The following is a 19,288-nucleotide window of genomic DNA, read 5'->3' as shown; positions in this document are numbered from 1 at the left end:
AGCGAGGTAAACCCGCCAAGGTGGCCCTGGTGGCATCCATGCGCAAACTGCTGGTCATCCTCAACGCCCGCATGCGGGACCATCTCAACGCCTCCCAAACAGCCTGAATCAAGACAGTTGCTCTCCCCGCTGGCGGGGAGAGGGGTACTGCATTTCTACATCGCCAGGAAACATCCTTTTCCCCACCGCCGGGGAGAGGGAAACCGGGACTCGCGTCGCGGGGGCACTGATGTCCGGTTGCAGAAAAGCACAGGCAACCATCACCCCACCGGCACGCGATGTGCGAACGCCACGACCAGCACGGCATAACCCAGCGCTGCTGCGAACACGGCGACGCGGAACGCGAGTACGCGCCACCACGCCGCGGGACGTCGCCCGCGACCAGACGCCAACCTGAGACATCGCGGATGGGTCATGCCGCATCACTCCGAGGCCTGCGCCTGGTCCAGCGCCAGGTTCAACGCCAGTACGTTGATGCGGGGTGCGCCGAGGACGCCGAACTGCGGTGCTTCGGTATGCGTGGCGACGAGGCGTTCGACGTGTGCCGCCTGGATGCCGCGCGCGCGGGCGACGCGGGCGATCTGGATGCGCACGGCGGCCGGCGACAGGTGGGGGTCGATGCCGCCGCCGGACTGGGTGACCAGGTCGCCGGGTACCTCGGCGGGATCGACGCCTTCGCGTGCAGCGACAGCGCTGCGTGCTTCGTCGATGCGCGAACGCAGCTCGGGGTTCGTGCGCGCCTGGTTGCTGCCGGCCAGCGCCATCACGTCGTAGTGGGCTGCCGAGGGGCGCGACTGGAAATAGCGGTCGTCGGCGAACGGTTGCGCGACCAGCGACGAGCCGACCACGCGGCCGTCGCGTTCGATCAGGCTGCCGGTGGCCTGGTGCGGGAACAGCACGCGGCCCAGGCCGGTGCCGGCCAGCGAGTACAGCAGGCCGAAGCCGAGCAGTGCGATGGCGGCCAGCATCAGCGGGGCACGCAGCGTGCTGCGCGGGGAAGCGGGAGTGGAAGCGTTCATGGCAGTTCCTCAGGCGCCGAAGACGGCGGCCAGCAGCAGGTCGATGAGCTTGATCGCGGCGAACGGCAGCAGCACGCCGCCCACGCCGTAGACCAGCATGTTCCGCCGCAGCAGCGCGGTGGCGGCGGCCGGGCGGAAGCGCACGCCGCGCAGCGCCAGCGGGATCAGCAGCGGGATGATGATCGCGTTGAAGATCAGCGCGGCGATCACCGCGTTGGTGGGACTGGACAGCTGCATCACGTTGAGTGCGGCCATCGAGGGGATGGCGGCGGCGAACAGCGCCGGCAGGATGGCGAAGTACTTCGACACGTCATTGGCCAGCGAGAAGGTGGTCAGTGCGCCGCGCGTGATCAGCTGCTGCTTGCCGATCTCCACCACATCCAGCAGCTTGGCCGGGTCGGAATCGAGGTCGACCATGTTGCCCGCCTCCTTCGCTGCCTGCGTGCCGGAGTTCATCGCCAGGCCCACGTCGGCCTGCGCCAGCGCGGGGGCGTCGTTGGTGCCGTCGCCGACCATGGCGACCAGGCGGCCGCCGGCCTGTTCCTGGCGGATGCGCGCCAGCTTGTCTTCCGGACGCGCCTCGGCGATGTAGTCGTCCACGCCGGCTTCGGCGGCGATGGCGGCGGCGGTCAGCGGGTTGTCGCCGGTGATCATCACGGTGCGGATGCCCATCGCCCGCATGTGGGCGAACTTTTCCTTGATGCCGTGCTTGACCACGTCGGAGAGTTCGACCACACCGAGCACGTGGTTGCCGTCGCTGACCACCAGCGGCGTGGCGCCGTTGCGGGCGACCTGTTCGACGCGCGCGGTGAGTTCGGCCGGTGCGTTTCCACCCTGCGCCTGCACGTGCCTGAGGATGGCATCGGCCGCGCCTTTGCGGATGATGCGCGCGCGACCCGGGCCGTCACCCGCCAGGTCCACGCCGGACATGCGGGTCTGCGCGGTGAAGGCGACGAACCGCGCGTGCGCCGGTTCCACCGCCGCCGCGCCCTGCTCGCGCGCCAGCCGCACGATGGACTTGCCTTCCGGCGTGGGGTCGGCCAGCGAGGCCAGCATCGCGGCATCGCGCAGTTGCGCGTGGTCGATGCCGGCCAGCGGGTGGAACAGCGTGGCCTGGCGGTCGCCGTGGGTGATGGTGCCGGTCTTGTCGAGCAGCAGCACGTCGACATCGCCGGCCACTTCCACCGCCTTGCCCGACTTGGCCAGCACGTTGGCGGCCAGCGCGCGGTTCATGCCGGCGATGCCGATGGCCGGCAGCAGGCCGCCGATGGTGGTGGGAATCAGGCAGACCAGCAGCGCGATCAGCAGCAGCGGGTCGAGCTTCGCGCCGACGAACCCGGCGATGAAGGGCAGCGTGATGACGACGATCAGGAAGGTCAGCGTCATGGTCAGCAACAGCAGGCCCAGCGCGATCTCGTTCGGCGTCTTCTGCCGGTTGGCGCCCTCGACCAGTGCGATCATGCGGTCGAGGAAGCTGTGGCCGGGCTCGGCGGTGATCTTCACCACGATCTCGTCGGACAACACCGTGGTGCCGCCGATCACGCCGCTGCGGTCGGTGCCGGCTTCGCGCAATACGGGGGCGGATTCGCCGGTGACCGCGGACTCGTTGATGGTGGCCAGGCCTTTGACGATCTCGCCGTCGGCGGGGATCTGTTCGCCGGCGGAGACGATGACGTAGTCGTCCGGCTTCAGTTCGGCGGCCGGCAGGCGGCGCTCGCTGCCGCCCAGCGGCGTATCGACGCGACGCGCCACCAGGTCCTTGCGCGCACGCCGCAGCGATGCCGCCTGGCCACGGCCGCGCGCTTCGGCGACGGCTTCGGCGAAGTTGGCGAACAGCACGGTGACGAACAGCAGCGCGGTGACCGCGCCGCCGACGCCGGGCGTGCTCATGCCCGCCAGCGTCAGGCCGGCGGTGAGCAGCGTGCCCAGCCAGACCACGGCCATCACCGGGTTCCTGAAGGCGTGCTGCGGGGCGAGTTTGGCGAAGGCGCTGGCCACGGCGGTGCGGAAGCCGGCCGCGTCGAGCAGCGCGGCGTGGCGACGCGGCGCGTGTTGCAGGGTGGAGTCAGTCATGGAAGCGATCCTCAGGACGCGATCAGCGCAAGGTGGTCGGCCACGGGGCCGAGTACCAGCACGGGCATGAACTGCAGCAGGGTCAGGATGACGACCACCGCGATCAGCGTCAGTGCGAAGGTGGGGGTTTCGATCTGCAGCGTGCCGACACCGTCCGGCGCGACGCGCTTGCGGGCCAGCGAGGCGGCGATGGCCAGCGGAATGATCAGCGCGGGATAGCGCCCGAGCAGCAGCACCAGCGTGGTGCTGAGGTTCCACCAGTACGTCGCGTCGCCCAGGCCTTCGAAGCCCGAGCCGTTGTTGGCGAACGCGGAGGTGTACTCGTAGAACACCTGGCTGATGCCATGGAACGACGGATTGGAGTTGCCGGTGATCGCCGGCACCGCCAGCGTGAGCGCGGTCAGGCCCAGCAACACCAGCGGCTGCAGCAGCACCAGCACGGCCAGCAGCTTCACTTCATGCGCCTCGATCTTGCGGCCGAACAGTTCCGGCGTGCGGCCGGTCATCAGGCCGGCGAGGAACACACTGAGCAGCAGGTAGACCAGGAACTGCTGCAGGCCGCAGCCGATGCCGCCCCAGATGCTGTTGACCAGCATGTTGCCGATCGTCACCAGGCCGCTCAGCGGCGCCAGCGAGTCGTGCATCGCGTTGACCGAGCCGTTCGAGGTCTGCGTGGTCAGCGCAGCCCACAACGCGGACGGCGCGGCGCCGAAGCGCACTTCCTTGCCTTCCATCACGGCGATGTCGGTGGACGTGCCGGACAGGCTCTCCGACCACAGCGCCGCGCCGGCCGAGACCAGCGACATCGTCAGCATGGTGCCGAACACCAGCGCGGTGAACTTCCGCCGGCCGGTGAAGCTGCCCACCATGAAGGCGATGCTGACCGGGAGGAGGATGAGCGCCAGTGTTTCCAGCAGGTTGGAGAACGGCGTGGGGTTCTCCAGCGGCACGGCGCTGTTGGGGCCGTACCAGCCGCCGCCGTTGGTGCCGAGTTGCTTGACGGCGACCATCGGCGCGACCGGGCCGAGCGGGATCTTCTGTTCGGTCATCTGCGCCGAGGCATCGATGGGTGTGGCGACCGGCCCGCCCTGCAGCGTGGACGGCACGCCCTGCCAGGTCAGCAGCAGCGACCACAGCAGGCACAGCGGCAGCATCACGCGCACGGCGGGACGCAGGACGTCGGCCCAGTAGTTGCCGACGTCGGCGTCACCGTTGCCCTGCTTCGACATGTCGCGCGACGGCCATCCCTGGCGAGACATGGCGTGCTCCGGAACCTCCTGCCCGGCCATCCCTGGCCGGGCGCTCACGGCCGCGTCCGATGCCGATAGGGCATCGGACGAGCGTGCGCCCGCTCGCCCACCAAACAGACCGCGCAGCGTCGCCACCACCAGCGCCAGGCCCATCATCGGCGTGACCACCTGCAGGCCGACGATGCCGGTCATCTGCGCCAGGTACGACAACTGCGCCTGGCCGGAATAGTGCTGCTGGTTGGTGTTGGTGAGGAACGACACCATGGTGTGCAGCGCCAGGTCCCAGCGCATGTTGGGGGCGTCGTTGGGATTGAGCGGCAGCCAGGCCTGGGTCATGAAGATGCCCCAGACCAGCACGCCGAGCACCAGGTTGCTGAGCAGGAAGGCCTTCGCATAGGCCTTCCAGTCCATGCCCTGCGCCGGATCGACGCCCAGCAGGCGGTACAGCGGGCGCTCGATGCGGCCGAACAGCGCATCGCCGCGCATCGGCGCACCACGCATCACCGCGGCCAGGTAGCGGCCCAGCGGCCAACCCAGGGCGATGGCCAGCGCGAACACAAGCAGGAATTCAGTCATGGGAGTCATCCATCGGCGTACGCGTGCGCCGCGTGATCAGCAGGAACAGGAGGCCGGCGCCGGCGAGCACGCCCGCCAGCGTCAGCAGCAGGTGGAGGAAGTCGGGGAACATGGCGGCGGTCAGAACGACGCCTGCAGCGCCGCTTCCACGCGCGAACCGGCCAGGCCCGGGAACAGCGTCTTCGCGCTGCGGTCGGTGGCGTGCGCGGTGACGCGCAGTTCGAACGGGGCCTTGAAGGCCCACACGGCGCCGAGTTGCGCATGCGCGTAGCGGTCGTCGTAGGCGTCTTCCAGCCAGTAGTAACCGGCAGCGGCTTCCAGCCGGAGCTGCTCGCTCAGCGGGAGCCTCGCACCGAGCTGTGCATAGGCGCCGGCTTCACCGCTGGCCAGTGCGTCGCTGGAATAGCCGAGCTGCGCCCAGGTGTTCTGCTTCCAGGTGACCGTGCCGATGGCCTCGGTCCAGTCGAGGTCGACGGTGGTGGAGGGATAGCGGTAGTGGGTGAGGTTGACGTCGAGCGCCCAGTCCTCGGCGAGGTTGCCGCCCCAGCCGAGGGTGACGTCGAGTTCACTGCTGGCTCTGGTTTCCGGGGCGAACTCGACGTTCGAGCCCCACACCGCGCCATACAGGCCGTTGTCTGCCGCGGCCCTGAAGCCGGCCTGCACCGCCGGGTCGCCCTGGGTCTGGGTGGTGCCGCGCCAGACGTAGTCGGTGGTCAGCGCGCCGGAACCGGTGAAGGTCGCGGCCTGCGCGGGGGACGCCATCGCCAGCAGCAGGCCGGCGGCAAGGCAAGACGTGGCGAACGCAGGCGTACGCCTGCGCGAAACGGAAGAGGAGAACGACATGGGTGCGATCCAGGCGGGAGGAGTTCCGCCGACCGCGAAAGTCTGTTCCCGGGTCGCGTAAAGCCGCCATGCGCGGCGCGGGCCGCGGCGTAAATTCGGCGTAAAGCGCGTGCGCGATCAGCCCGACGCGCGGGTCCTGGCGTGGCGGCCGAGCACGTGGTCGGCGTCCTGGTCGAAGGTGGGCGCGGCGAACGGTGCCGGCCCCGGGGTGCGGCCGAAGGCGATGGGCCGGGTGACGCCGCGGTAGCTGCCGACCACCGGGTGCGCGATCTCCGCCACCATGTCCTCGGCCAGTACCTGCGGATGCTCGAACATGTCCTCCACGCGCCGCGCCGCTGCGCACGGCACCTCGTCGCCGAAGTGCGCTTCCCATTCCTGCGCGGTGCGCGCCTGCAGCGCGTCGTGCAGTTGCGGCACGATCTCGGCGGCATGCGCCGCGCGCTTGCGCACCGTGTCGTAGCGCGGATCGTCGGCCAGCGCGTGCAGGCCGGTCAGGCGGCACAGCGCCTTCCAGAAGCGCGCGGTGTTGGCGGACAGGTACAGGTAGCCGTCGCGCGCGGGATGGATGCCGGTGACGCCGCCCGAGCGCATGTCGCGGCCGATGTCCAGCGCCTCGCCTTCGGCCCAGATCATCCGCGCCGACTGCATGGTCAGCGCGCTGCGCAACAGCGAGACGCCGACGAACTGGCCCAGCCCGCTGCGCTCGCGCTCGTACAGGGCCGACGACACGCCGCCGGCCAGCAGCGCCGCGGCGTAGTAGTCCACCACCGAGCCGTAGATGATCTCCGGCGCGCCGCCGCGCTTGCCCTGCAGCGTGCACATGCCGGTCATGGTCTGCAGCACCTGGTCGTAGCCGGCCTTGTCCTTCATCGGCCCGCTCTCGCCGTAGCCGGTCACCGCGCAATAGATCAGCCGCGGGTTGATCACCGACAGGCTGTCGAAGTCGATGCCCAGCCGCTTCGGCACGCTGGGACGGAAGTTGTGCACCAGCACGTCGGCTTCGCGCACCAGCCGCAGCAGCGCGGCGTGGTCGGCAGGCTGCTTCAGGTCCAGCACGATGCCCTGCTTGCTGCGGTTGACGCCGAGGAAGGCACGGCTTTCCTTCTCCAGCGTCGACGGGTACTGGCGCAGGTTGTCGCCATCGGGCGGCTCGACCTTGACGACGTCGGCGCCCTGGTCGGCCAGCAGCGTGCAGCCGTACGGACCGGCGATGTAGGCGCTCAAGTCGAGCACCTTGACGCCGCTCAGCGGCCCGGCCGGGCCGTGGCGCCGGGGGGCGCGGAAGGGAGAGGCAGTGTCCATGGGGAAAGGCTCCTTCAACCGTCGCCTGCTGGCCGGGGACCAGTCTGGTGCAGGCGATGCAGCGGATACAGTCGGCCGACGTTGTTTCTGCGGCCACAAATTCTTGCGAGCGCGGTATCGATCATGCCGGCGGCAGCGACAGCCAGGTGAGGCGCCAGGCGCCGTCCACGCGTCCGCCGGTCCGGTAGTACGGCCAGAACAGCAGCGGCGGCCGGTAACCGAGCTGCAGGGTGATGCCTGGACCTTCATCGTCGTCGGCGAGCGGCAGCACCTGCAGCCAGTCGTCCTGCGGGCCGTCGGGCAACCGGATGGTTTCTTCGGTCTTGAAGCCGTCGATCAGGCCGGTGGCGTAGACCAGCGGTCCGCGCGTCACGCCGGCGTAGTGCAGGTCCAGCACCTGCTGGCGCACCTCGGAGCCGTCCGGCGCACGCGATTCCTGCACGTTGCGCAGCACCTGCCGGTGCAGCACCGGCCGCATCGGCAAGCGCAGTTGCACCTGGTCGCCCGGCCGCCAGTGGCGGTGGACCGTCGCGAACGTGCCCGGCACCACCGGCACGCGCAGCGCTTCGCCATTGACGGCGACGCTGGCGCCTTCGGCCCAGGACGGGATGCGCAGGCACAGCGCGAAGGTGGCCTCGCGCTCGGGCTGCACCTCCAGCGCGATGTCGCCGTCGAACGGGTAGCCGGTGTGCTGGCGCAGCACCAGCGTGCCGGCGGCCGGATGCGCCAGCCGCGCCTCGCCGGCGCCGTACAGCTGCACGCGCGCGGCCTCGCCGTCGAGCGCGTACGCCACGGCCGGCAGTTCCTCCAGCGCCATCGCGCCGCTGGACTTGCAGCAGCGCCAGTACGTGGTGTGCACGCGGCGGCCGTTCGGGAACGAGTAGTAGCACCAGTCCTCGCCGTCGGGGGCGAACGCGCCCAGCAGGTCGTTGTAGGCGGTGCGCTCGATCTCCTCGGCGTAGCGCGCCTCGCCGGTCAGGCGCAGCAGCTCGCGGTTGAACTGGATCCACGACAGCAGCGAACAGGTTTCCACGTAGGCCAGCGGGCTGAACGTGCCGCGCGCGTTGAAGACCTCGCGCGAGCGGTGCGCCACACCGCCCCACGGACCGCCGCCCAGGGTCAGGTGGTACTGGTGGATGTTCTCCCACATCGCCTCCACGGCGCGGCGCAGCGTAGCGTTGCCGGTGGCGCGGCACAGCTTGACCACGCCGACCAGGTTCCACAGCAGCTGGTAGGCCTTGCCGGTGGCGATCTCGGAGGCGTCGGCACCGGCTTCGATGGCCGGCAGCAGCCGCAGTGCGGGATGCGCATTGGCCTGCGCGAACACCTGCTGCGCCAGGACGAGGAAGCGGGCATCGCCGGTTTCATCATGCAGCTCTAGGGCGGCATCCATCAGCACCGTCGCCGACATGCCGTGGTGGTTGCCGAGTGTGGTGATGTCGATGCCGCTGTCCAGCGCGTGCGCGCACAGGTCGGCGATGCGTCCGGCGGCCTGCGTGTAGCGCGCGTCGTCCAGTGCGCGCGCGGTTTCCACCAGCCCGAGGATCAGGTACGCGTGCACCCACATGTCCCAGGTGCGCAGCGCCGGCGCGCCGTCCCAGCTGGGCGGCTTCGGCGGCTGCGGCCGGGTGAAGCGTCGCTCGGGCGCGTAGGTGCCGAGGTAACCATCGTCTTCCTGCACGGACAACAGGTAGTCGGCGACCTCGCGCAGGTGCGCGCCGAGCGCGACGTCGCCGCTGCGCGCATAGGCACGCGCGGCGGCAGACAGCCACTTGCCGGCATGTTCGCCGTACCAGTCGCCCTCGGTGTTCTGCGCGCGGTGCGCCGGCGAGAACAGCGCGATGGCCGGACTGTCGGCGCCGGTGATGAAGTGCGAAAGGCGACCGCGCCGGTTGGCGTCGAGGGCGTCGCCCAGCAGTCCGCGGAGGGCTACTGCCATGGTGCTCACGCCGCGTCCACCACGCAGCGGAAGCCGATCCGCGCCGAACGGTCCTTGCCCGGCGCCATCAGCAGCAGCTTGCCGTGCTGGTCCAGCCGCTTGGCCTGCGGGAAGTACCAGTGCGAGGTGCGCGGCTCGTAGTCGCTGCCGCCGCGCACGATGGCAGCACGGGTGTGTTCGTCATGGAATTCGTCCGTCCACTGCCAGACATGGCCCACCAGGTCCATCACGCCGAACGGACTGGCGCCGGCCGGGAATGCGCCGACCTCGGCCGGCGGCGGCAGCACGCGCCCGCGGTACACCGGCGGCGCCGCATCGTCGCGCCAGGCGTCACCCCACGGATACAGGCGACCGTCGGTGCCCTGCGCGGCGTACTGCCATTCCCAGCCATGCGGCAGGCGCTTGCCCGCCCAGGCGGCGTAGGCGCGCGCATCCTCGATCGACACCCAGGTCACCGGCCGGTTCTCCCAGCCCGGCTGCGGGGCGCCGTCGCGCCAGTCGCGCAGGAAGTGCTGCGCATCCTGCGGCGCGTAGCCGGTCGCGTCGACGAAGGCCTGGTACTGCGCGTTGGTCACCAGGTGGCAGTCGATGTGGAAAGCCTGCATCGGCATGCGACGGCGATGGTGGCGGCGCGCGGTCGGTTCCCACGGGAACTGCACGTCCACGCCCTCCCACACCTGCCCTTCGATCTCGATGCCCTGCACGGCGAACAGGAACTCGCCGGCCGGGATCGTCACCATGCCGTCCGGCGCGGAAGCGTGCGGCGGGGTCGGCGCGATGGCCTGCAGGGTCTGCGGCAAGGCGATCCATGTGGCGGACAGCGAGGCCAGCGGCGTCGCGGCATGCGCCGCCATCCGGGCCAGGAAGGTTTCCAGACCGTCTTCGTGCACACCGTCGCGCAACGCCAGCAGCGCGCCGAAGCCGCGGCCTTCCAGCGTGGTCTCCAGGATCGCCTGGCCGTCGATGATGCGCGGCTGCAATGCCGTGCCGTTCCACAGGTCGAGGTAACGCGTGCCGTCTACATGCGGCACGGCGAGCTGTTCGCCTTCGATCGGGTACTCGTGCCGGTTGACCAGCGTCCACACGGTGCGGCCCTCGCCCGGGAAGCGGCTGGCGAAGATGCCGGCCTGCAGGGTGCGCTCGTACGGGCGCCAGTCCAGGCTGACGAACAGCGACGGGAAGCGGCGGTAGATCGCGGCGATGCGGCGCAGCGATTCGGCATCGCGCGCGGTCAACGGGTTCCACAGGCCCCAGACGTTTTCCCACGCGTTGTAGCCCACGCCGTTGAAGAAGATGTACTGCAGGTCGTGATTGCGGTCGCGGCCCCAGCGGTTCTCGTAGTTGATCATGTGGCGCGGTTCCAGCCACTTGAACTTCGCCACCGGCGGCACGATCTCGTTCGGCGCCTTCTTGCCCCAGCTCTGCACGTTCCAGATCAGGTGTTCTTCGGCGCTGATGGTGGACTCGGGTTGCACGACGACCGGATGGCCCAACGCATCGCAGGCGTCGAAGAACGCGCGCGGCACGCCGTTGTAGGTATCGCCGTTGATGCCGTCCGCGCCGACCGCCTTGACGATCTTCGCGATGGCCTGCCAGTCGGGCTCGCCTTCGTCGCGCGTGCCGTTGTCCCACGGCATGGTGGTGAGGAACACGCGCACGCCGCGGCGGTGGAAATCGTCGACGGCGCCGCGCAACGCTTCGAGGCCACCCGGCAGGCTGCGGGCGAAGTCGAACTGGTTGCGGTCGTCCACGCCGATGTTGGGATACATGCACCACAGCAGCACGCTGTCCAGGCCACCGTAGCGCGCGTCCAGGTCGTCGAGGTAGCGGTCGACGGTGTAGCGGCCGGCGACGGGATCGTAGAGGTAGCGGTCCTCGACCATCACCTGCGCGTGCACGAAATTGCGCTGCGCCCACTGCAGTTCCGGTCGGCGGTAGTTCGCATCGTCGTAGCCGATCCGGGTGAGGTGTTCGCGGCGCCAGTCCTTCAGTTCGGCCACCCAGTCGTCGGCCGAGGCGTTGGCGTCGATCTTCCACTGGCCGATGTCGGCGAACGGCCAGCCCGGCGCCTTGCCCGGCGTGGGCAAATAACGCTGGGTGGTGACGTGGGAGAACTTGTATTCGGTCCTCACCGCTGGCGGTGCGTCATCGGGCGCGGGCGGGACGGGGGGCGTGGGGGTGGTCATGCGTTCGTCTTGGATCGGATCAGGGGATGCCGCAATAGGCCGCCAGCGCAGCCTTTCGCGAGGGATCGTCGGCCTGCGTGGCCAGCCACGCGTCGACGTCGGATCGCGCCGGAATGCTGGCCTGGGCGCCGAGCCGGGTGCAGGCCAGCGCCGAGGCCGCACTGGCGAAGCGTAGCGCGTCGGCGAAGCCAGCATGTTCGGACAGGCGTGCGGTGAGCGCGCCGCAGAAGGTGTCGCCGGCCGCCGTGGTGTCGACCGGATCGATGGCGAAGGCGGGCTGCAGGAACAGTTCGGCACCGCGGCGCGCGAAGCAGCCGCGCTCGCCCAGGGTCACCACCACGCAGGGCACCGCCAGGCGCGCGGCCTGCGCGGCGACGGTGCCGCCGCCTGCCAGCGTGGCCAGTTCGCCTTCGTTGACCATCAGCACGTCGATATCGTGCAGCAGGCCGTCCGGCAGCGTGGTCGCCGGTGCGGCGTTGAGCACCACGCGCACGCCCGCATCGCGCGCCAGGCGGGCGAACGTGGCCACCGTGTCCAGCGGCGTTTCGAGCTGCAGCAGCAGATGGCTCACGCCGCGCAGCGAGGGCAGGTGATGCGGTCGCAGGCCGACGTTGGCGCCGGGGGCGACGGTGATGGCGTTCTCCGCGCTGTCGGACAGGCAGATGAAGGCGGTGCCGCTGGCGACCCCGGGCACACGCACGATCTGGGTGGCGACGCCGGCCTCGGCCAGCGCCTGTTCCAGCACGGTCGCCTGCGGATCCTCGCCCAGCGCCAGCAGCATGCGCGTGGACACGGCGCCGGCCCGCGCACTCGCCACGGCCTGGTTGGCTCCCTTGCCGCCGGGAAAGGTGGCGAAGTCGCGGCCCAGCACGGTTTCGCCCGGTGCGGGTACATGTGGCGCGCGCACCACGAAATCGAGGTTGGCCGAGCCGGCGACCAGCACGGTCCCTGTCCGCAGGCTCATGGCGACACCGCCGAATAGACGGCGCGGTAGAACGGCGCGGCGAGCTTGGGCAAGGAGGGGGAGTCTTCGGTCGGCAGGTGCTGCGACAGCAGCAGGATCACCAGCCCGCGCGAGCGGTCGATGGTGAAGTACGTCGACGCGGCACCGGACCAGCCGAACTGTCCGGGCGAACCCGGTCGCGCGCTCTTCGCTGTATCGGTGACGACATAGCCGCCCAGGCCGAAGCCTTCGCCGGGTTCCGGCGCCGGCACCGGCGGATCGAAGCCGGCCAGCTGGTCGGACATCATCATCGCCACGGTGTCTTCGCGCAGCAGGCGCACACCGTTCAGCGTGCCGCCTTCGGCCAGCATCCGCGCGAAGCGCAGGTAGTCGTTGGCGGTGGAATACAGCCCGCCCGCGCCGCTGTCGTAGGCGCGCAGGCGGACGCCGGGCTCCCGTGCCGTCGGCGTATCGGCAAGCACGCGCCGCCCGTCCGCATCGCGCGTCGTCAGCGCCATGACGCGCCCGCGTTGCGCGACAGGCACCTCGAATCCGGTGTCATGCATCCGCAGCGGCTGCAGGATGCGCGTGCGCAGGAAGGTTTCGAATGTTTGCCCGCTGGCGACTTCGATCACGCGGGCGAGGACTTCGGTGTTGACGCCGTCGTAGCGGAAGCGCGTGCCGGGCTCGGTCGCCAGCGGCGCGCGGGCGACACGTTCCGCGTAGCCGGCCAGGTCGTCGGCTGCTTCCGGCGCCTGCCGTTGCAGCAGTTCGGACGCCAGCCGGATGTCGTCGCCGCCGGTGGCGAACCCGGCGGTGTGGGTCAGCAGGTGGCGGACGGCCAGGGGTCGCTGCGCAGGCACGAGTACAGGCGACCCGACGGTGCCTCCTTCGACGCGCTGCAATCCGCCGAATGCCGGCAGATAGGTGGCGACAGGCGCGTCGAGCTGCAACCTTCCCTCCTCCACCAGCATCAACGCCGCCACCGAGGTGACGGGCTTGGTCATCGAGTAGATGCGGAAGATGGCGTCGTCCTGCAACGGTACCTTCCCGGACACATCGGCATGGCCGAAGGCGCCGCGATAGATCTCGCGATCCTGCCGCGACACCACCGCCACGATGCCGAGGTATCCCTCGTCGCTGACCGCGTCCCACAGTCGATCATCCAGCGTGGTCGTGATGGCGGCCGGCTGCGCCGCGGCGGCAAGGCACGGCAACGCGATCAGCATCAATGCCCACCACGCCCGCCGGAAGCCGCCCGCACGCGCGGGCGACCCGGAGACGCGATGGTTGACCGGCGTACGCCGTGGGGGCAGCCCGGGATCCAAGATCAGAAGGTGATGGTGTGGGTGATGGACACCATCCTGCCACGACCTGCCCAGTAGTTCTGGAAGCCTTCCAGCTGCGACCAGCTCAGGATGTACTGCTTGTCGGTCAGGTTCTCGATGCCGAGCGAGAACTTGCCGAAACGTTCGGTCTGGTAGTTCACGCCCAGGTCGAACAAGGTGTAACCCTCGGTGTTCTCTTCGTACTCGAAGTCGTCCCCATCGAACTCGCGCACGTCGCTTCCGTAGAGGTTGCGGTCGGCCAGGCGGGTCGCGCCGAGCGTGATGTCGCCGTTGGGCACGAACTTCCAGGTCACCGACGCGGAGATCTTGTCGGGATTGATGTCCAGCACGCCCATCGGCTTGTTCAAACCGCCGGCACCGTAGTCGCCGTTGGGCGCGGCGGACCAGAAGGCGGTCTTGCCGCGGATGCGCGAGTACAGCGCGCTGACTTTCCATTGCTCGTTGAAACGCCAGTCGCCGCTGACCTCGACGCCCTTGATGCGGGTGGGCGCGCGACTGAGGATGAAATCGTTGTTGTTGGGGTCGATCGCCAGCGAGGTGCCGAACGGCGTTTCAGAGTCGTAATGCGAGGCGCTGAACGAACCGCGCTGCCCGCGCCAGTTGACGCCGAACTCGGTGTTCTCCACCACGATGGCCGCGATGTCGGCAATGCGGTCCACCGACTGGCCCGGCACGCTGATGTTGCGCAGCGGGATGCCGATGTTCGGCAGGCCGAAGCCTTCGCCATACGAGCCGAACACCGACCACTCGTCGGTGATGCGCCAGATGGCGCCGTAGTTGACCAGGTTCTCCTTGTACTGCACGCCACCGCCCTGGACATCCACGGCGTTGCGATAGGCCGTGGTGGTGTAGCTGTCCACGTGCAGGTCGCCATCCTCGCGACGGTAGCCGCCGCTCAGGGTCACCGGACCGATGTCCCAGGTCAGCTGTGCGTACGGCGCCTTGCTCTCGTACTCCATCGGCGGCACCCACAGGCGGTTGGTCAGCGCCAGGCGCTGCTCCGCCGTGTCCTTCACCAGGTCGATGCCGGTCCGCAGTTCCAGGCCGGACACGTTGAACAGCTCCGGACGCATCCAGCCGATGCGAAAGCCCTTCTTCTCGGTGACGATCTCGGACTGGTCGAAGATGCGGTCGGCTTCGTCGAAGTCGTCGTCCACCCTCACGAGCTGCTTGTCGTCGCCGTTCTCGGGCAGGTAGCGCATCGCCTGGTCGGCGTAATAGGCATCCACGCCCAGCGTGCCACCGAAGAAGTCGCCATGCGTGTACTTCAGCGCGTACTGCTTGAAGTCGTTGAACTCCGCCTTCTGTCCGAAGATCTGGCCGCGCTCGGACGTATTGGTGACCGGCACCGGGCAATCGTCATCGACGTAGCGGCAGCCCTCGACCTGGATGTAGTTGCCCTTGCCCTCGATCTTGAAGTGGCTCAGCGTCGCCTGCAGGCGCTGCTCCCCGCTTTCGCCGAAGTTGATGCCGCCTTTCAGGAACAGGTTCTTGGCCTCGGAATCCGACACCGAGCCGCTGGTGTTCATGCCGATGCGGCGACCGTTGCCGTCGTACGAAATGCCGCGATCGATGATGGACGCGCCGCCCAGGAAATCCATGTTGTCCTGCTTGTAGGCGTGATTGACGCCCAGCTTCCAGCCGGCACTGTCGTCGCCGAACTGGCTGGAGTAGCGCGACACCACCGTGGTTTCGTGGCCTTCCTTCTCGGGCACCTTGGACAGATAGTTGATGATGCCGCCGGCGGCGCCGATGCCTTCGGATGCCGACGGCCCGTTGATGACCTCGATGCGGCCGACCATGCCCATGTCGGTGAACGTCGCGTTGCGGCCACCTTCGCGCAACGGCGAGCCCTGCGGCACGCCATCGAACAGGCGCAGCGCGATGCGGCCGCGCAGCGTTTCGCCGGTGTTGCTCATGGCCTGCGACGACTCGGCGTAACCCGGCACGGTACGTGCCAGCACGGCGGTGGCGTCCTCGGTCACCAGCAGCGTGTGCTGGATCTCTTCGCGGGACACCAGGGTGATGGCGCCGGGGATCTTGTCCACCGCCTTCGGCGTGCGCACGCCGGTGACGATCACCTGGTCCAGGTCGACGGCATCCCTGGCCCGTTCCTCTTCGGCGGCTGCATCCTGCGGCGGCGGGGTATTCTGTTGGGCCTTGACGCTGGCGCTGACGGCGGCGGCCAGCAGGAAAACGCCGAACGCGGCGGGTACCTGTTTCATGATCGATTCTCGGAATGCGGCGGTGGACGGCACGGTCGCGCAGCAGGCGACACGTTCCGCGACAAGGATGTGTATGCGAGAAGGCCGCGGTGGCGGCCGGCGTGCCCAGCGTTCCTCCCAGACGCTCGAACCCGACGATGATCGAAGCGTAGGTCCACGCCGGCCGCGGAAGAATCGTCCGCCGATATGTTCACAGGCTAGTTTTTGTAGCGTGCACTGCAACATCGCACCGCTCAGGCATGGCCGGTGGCGGCGCGGCTCTCCTGCAGCAGCACAGTGACCAGGCGGATGCGCACCGACGAGCGCGACCACACCATGCCGATCCGTCGCGGCTCGCTGGGCAGCGGCAACGGGATGCGCACCAGGTCCAGGCCTTCCGGCCACGGACGCGCCCAGTCGGGGACGAGCGACACGCCCAGTCCCCGGTCCACCATCACCGCGATGGCGTTGAGCCCGTTCAGCTCGAACCGCTCGTGCGGCACGATGCCGGCGGCATGCAGGTAGTCGTCGGCCACGCGACCGCCCCACTGGTTGCGGTCGTAGCGGATCAGCGGCTCGCTGCGCAGCAGCTCGTGCGGGTCGCGCCCGGCCATCCGCGCCGGCGCGATCATCACCAGCGGCTCCTCGCGCAGCAGCAGCCAGTCGCAGGTCTTGGGCAGGCTGTAGGGCGCCTGCAGCACCAGCGCGGCATCCAGTTCGCCGGCTTCCACCGCACGATAGAGCTCCGCCGAATAGGCCGGGCGGATGTAGACGTTGATCTGCGGGAACGTGTCGACCATGCGCGCCAGGATGTCCGGCAGCATGCCCGCCAATGCGGTCGGGCACGCGCCCAGCCGCAGTTCGCCGGACACGTCGCTGTCGTTGGCGACGCTGCGCATGTCGGACACGTCGCGGAGCAGGTCGCGCGCCCGTTGCAGGATGCGCGCGCCCTCCTCGGTCAGGCTGACGGTGCGGCCGGCGCGAGCGATCAGCGGCGCGCCGAGTTCGCGTTCCAGCGTGCGGATCTGCTGCGCGACGGCCGCCGGTGTGATGTTGAGCACGCGCGCCGCCGCGGCCATCGAACCGCGATCGGCCACCACCACGAAGGTATTCAGGAACTGGGTGTCCACGCGCCTCCCGCTTTCCGCGTCAGGCTACACGAGCGCGGGCGCGCCGGCGATGTGACCGATGGCGCATGCACCGTCACGCCGCATCGTTCACCGCATCCTGGCGGTGGATGGTCAGGCCCCGCAGCGACTGCGCCGGCGGCGGGAACAGCCAGCTCGCGGCATAGCCGATGACGATGCACAGCAGGATGGAGATGGCGAGATAGAAGTAGGGATGCACCAGGTCCATCGACCAGACCAGCAGGGTCAGCACGATGCTCGCGCCGATGCCGATGGCCACGCCCTGCGAATTCGCCCGGCGGGTGAACATGCCCAGCGTGTAGGCACCGGCGAAACCACCACCCAGCAGGCCGGCCAGTTCGATCGAGACATCGAACAGCGAATGGATGTCGTAGCGCGACAGCAGCAGCGCGATGCCGATGCCGGTCAGGCCGACCAGCACGCACATGATCTCGGCGAACAGCACGCTCTTGCGCGGCGTGGGATCCTTCGCCAGCTTCTCGTAGAAGTCGACCGAGGCCAGCGTCGAGACGCTGTTGATGATGCTGGACAGGGTGGACATGGCCGCGGCGAAAATGCCGGCGATGATCAGCCCGGTGACCCCCATCGGCAGTTCCGCCGCGATGAAGAGCGGAAAAGTCGCGTCGATGGGCAGCAGCGGATTCATCCGCTCCGGGTGCGACTGGTAGTACACGTACAGCGCCGTGCCGATGGCGTAGAAGATGAAACCGCCGGGAATCATGATCGCCGCGAAGGTCCAGATCGAGCGGCCGGCCTCCTTGTCGGACTTGGTCGACAGCACGCGCTGCATCAGCACCTGGTCCTTCGGGAAGGTCAGCACCACGTCGAACACGACCAGGAAGATGAAGCCCCAGACGGTCGCCTTGGTCAGGTCGAAGCTGAAGTCGAACAGCTGCGTCTTGTGCTCGGCCCGCGCGACCTCGAGGAACTCCGGCAACCCGCCGTTGAGGTGGTAGATGATGAAGCCGATGGCGAAGATGGCGCCGCCGAACATCACGAACACCTGCACGAAGTCCGTCCAGATCACTGCCTTCATGCCGCCGAGGGTGGTGTAGAGGATGGTGAACACCCCCATGATGAGGATGCTCCACACCACGTCCAGGCCGGTGATGGTGGCGATGGCCAGCGCCGGCAGGAACAGGATCACGCTCATGCGGCTGCCGATCTGCATGGCGATGCACAGCGCGCTGGCCAGCATGCGGATGGCCGGATGGAACCGTTTCTCCAGGTAGGAGAACACCGACATCAGGTCCAGCCTGCGCAGCAGCGGCACGATCCATATCGCCACGAACATCAGGCCCATCACGGCGATCAGGTTGTTGGTCAAGTACTGCCAGTTGGTCTCGAACGCCTTGGCCGGGATGGCGATGAAACTGATCGAGCTGGTGTTGGTGGCGTACAGGCTGACACCTGCCGCCCAGAACGGAATGCTGCGGCCGCCCACGAAGAAATCCGCCGTCGAGGCCCGCTTTTCCTGCAGGTAGAAGTACAGACCGATGCCGACCATCGCGGCCAGGTAGACCACGATCACCAGCCAGTCCAGCCACTTCAGCAGGTAGGTGCGCGCCGTCAGTTCCACCGTGGCGAGCGACGACGTCTGCGCATCCCAGCCGGCGAAGCCATTGCCCCATGCGGTCAGGGTCGCGGCAACAGGCTTCCCCGATCCGGGCAGGTCGGCCCAGGCGCGGGTGATGGTGTGGAACGTGGCCAGACGCGACGTGCCGTCCGCGGACTGCAGCAGATACACGACGTGCGACTGGCCCGTCGTGCGTGCACCTTCCGCGGCCACGACACGACCGGGAACAGGCGCAAGCGCCTGCCATCCGTTGTCCGCCGACCAGCGCCACAGTGCGTCCTGAGGTTGGGCGGGCGTGGTGACGATCAGTTCGCCGCGCTGGGCGATCAGGGTGCCCGCTGCCGCTCCGCCCGGCCATGGCGCCATGGCCTGCCATCCCGCCGTAGCCTGGGACAGGTCGCGCCGGAGCAGGTGCGGCTGCTTCGCCGCGTCGAGGCCGGTCGCATAGAGCACGCCCGCGTGTTCGGCCAGGCGGATCTCGCGCAGGGCGTCCGGCAGTGCGGGAAGCGCGGTCAGCGACAGCCGCCCGTCTGTCAGTTCCACCCGCTCCAGCGCCGTGGCGCTGCCGTCCGCTGCGGCGGCGACGCGGTAGAGACGATCGATGGCGGCGTTCTGCCATTGATCGCGCGCCGTCGCGCCCGCGGGCATGGCGACCGGCTGCCATTGCGTCGAGCCGGCGGGCCAGGCCAGGACCTGGCCGTCGGAGAACGCCAGCAGGCGGCCGCCTGCCGTGCGCAAGGCATGCACGGACGCGGAAGGTGCGGGGAGCGTTGCGTGGCGCAGTTCCGTCAGGCTTTCGGCCCATGCCGATGCCGGCAGCAGGAGCAGCAGCACGCCCAGCCAGGCCGCATGGCGGAGCATGGATACCAACGACGCAGGC

Annotated in this window: 13 protein-coding genes and 1 pseudogene; 1 reads left to right on the top strand and 13 read right to left on the bottom strand. The window is 69.0% G+C overall.

Translation table 11 applies throughout. The features are described 5' to 3' along the window. Positions 1-107, top strand: a pseudogene (locus tag MMG85_RS07470) (IS110 family transposase); the annotation flags it as partial. A 153-nt stretch (positions 108-260) separates the two neighbouring features. Here the strand turns inward: MMG85_RS07470 and MMG85_RS07465 are convergent. The 13 genes from MMG85_RS07465 to MMG85_RS07405 all read right to left on the bottom strand — a co-directional run bounded on the left by MMG85_RS07465 (position 261) and on the right by MMG85_RS07405 (position 19,269). Then, positions 261-416, bottom strand: a complete 156-nt coding sequence (locus MMG85_RS07465; RefSeq protein WP_241045472.1) for a hypothetical protein — start codon at positions 414-416, stop codon at positions 261-263. A 6-nt stretch (positions 417-422) separates the two neighbouring features. Next, entirely contained in the window at positions 423-1,019 is a 597-nt protein-coding gene (gene kdpC / locus MMG85_RS07460) for a potassium-transporting ATPase subunit KdpC (RefSeq protein ID WP_241045471.1), read from the bottom strand. A gap of 9 nt (positions 1,020-1,028) precedes the next feature. Then, on the bottom strand, positions 1,029-3,092 hold the full coding sequence (gene kdpB, locus MMG85_RS07455) for a potassium-transporting ATPase subunit KdpB (protein WP_241045470.1): 2,064 nt from the start codon (positions 3,090-3,092) through the stop codon (positions 1,029-1,031). An 11-nt stretch (positions 3,093-3,103) separates the two neighbouring features. Next, positions 3,104-4,918 carry a potassium-transporting ATPase subunit KdpA gene (gene kdpA / locus MMG85_RS07450; protein WP_241045469.1) on the bottom strand — a complete coding sequence of 605 codons (1,815 nt, stop codon included), beginning with the start codon at positions 4,916-4,918 and terminating at the stop codon, positions 3,104-3,106. A gap of 120 nt (positions 4,919-5,038) precedes the next feature. Further along, the gene (locus MMG85_RS07445) at positions 5,039-5,761 is read right to left on the bottom strand and encodes a TorF family putative porin (RefSeq protein WP_241045468.1); all 723 of its coding nucleotides are present in this window, start codon (positions 5,759-5,761) and stop codon (positions 5,039-5,041) included. 117 nt (positions 5,762-5,878) lie between these two features. Next, positions 5,879-7,063, bottom strand: a complete 1,185-nt coding sequence (locus tag MMG85_RS07440) for a CoA transferase (protein ID WP_241045467.1) — start codon at positions 7,061-7,063, stop codon at positions 5,879-5,881. 121 nt (positions 7,064-7,184) lie between these two features. Continuing rightward, positions 7,185-9,002: a beta-L-arabinofuranosidase domain-containing protein gene (locus MMG85_RS07435; RefSeq protein ID WP_241045466.1), complete on the bottom strand. Its 1,818-nt coding sequence runs from the start codon at positions 9,000-9,002 to the stop codon at positions 7,185-7,187. Positions 9,003-9,007: 5 nt separating this feature from the next. Next, complete coding sequence (locus MMG85_RS07430) at positions 9,008-11,188, bottom strand: formylglycine-generating enzyme family protein (RefSeq protein WP_241045465.1); 2,181 nt, start codon at positions 11,186-11,188, stop codon at positions 9,008-9,010. Positions 11,189-11,207: 19 nt separating this feature from the next. Beyond that, positions 11,208-12,152 carry a ribokinase gene (locus MMG85_RS07425; protein WP_241045464.1) on the bottom strand — a complete coding sequence of 315 codons (945 nt, stop codon included), beginning with the start codon at positions 12,150-12,152 and terminating at the stop codon, positions 11,208-11,210. Next, positions 12,149-13,360: a beta-lactamase family protein gene (locus MMG85_RS07420; RefSeq protein WP_241045463.1), complete on the bottom strand. Its 1,212-nt coding sequence runs from the start codon at positions 13,358-13,360 to the stop codon at positions 12,149-12,151. Before MMG85_RS07420 ends, MMG85_RS07425 begins: the two co-directional genes overlap by 4 nt. 101 nt (positions 13,361-13,461) lie before the next feature. Next, positions 13,462-15,705: a TonB-dependent receptor gene (locus MMG85_RS07415; protein WP_241045462.1), complete on the bottom strand. Its 2,244-nt coding sequence runs from the start codon at positions 15,703-15,705 to the stop codon at positions 13,462-13,464. Positions 15,706-15,938: 233 nt separating this feature from the next. Beyond that, a complete protein-coding gene (locus MMG85_RS07410; protein ID WP_055937150.1) occupies positions 15,939-16,814 on the bottom strand; it encodes a LysR family transcriptional regulator in 876 nt (291 codons plus the stop codon). 73 nt (positions 16,815-16,887) lie between these two features. Further along, positions 16,888-19,269 carry a sodium:solute symporter gene (locus MMG85_RS07405; protein ID WP_241045461.1) on the bottom strand — a complete coding sequence of 794 codons (2,382 nt, stop codon included), beginning with the start codon at positions 19,267-19,269 and terminating at the stop codon, positions 16,888-16,890. Positions 19,270-19,288 lie beyond the last annotated feature (19 nt).

Origin of the sequence: Pseudoxanthomonas sp. LH2527 (assembly GCF_022539275.1) — a bacterium.
Classification (GTDB): domain Bacteria; phylum Pseudomonadota; class Gammaproteobacteria; order Xanthomonadales; family Xanthomonadaceae; genus Pseudoxanthomonas_A.
This window is presented reverse-complemented; position numbering and strand designations above follow the sequence as displayed.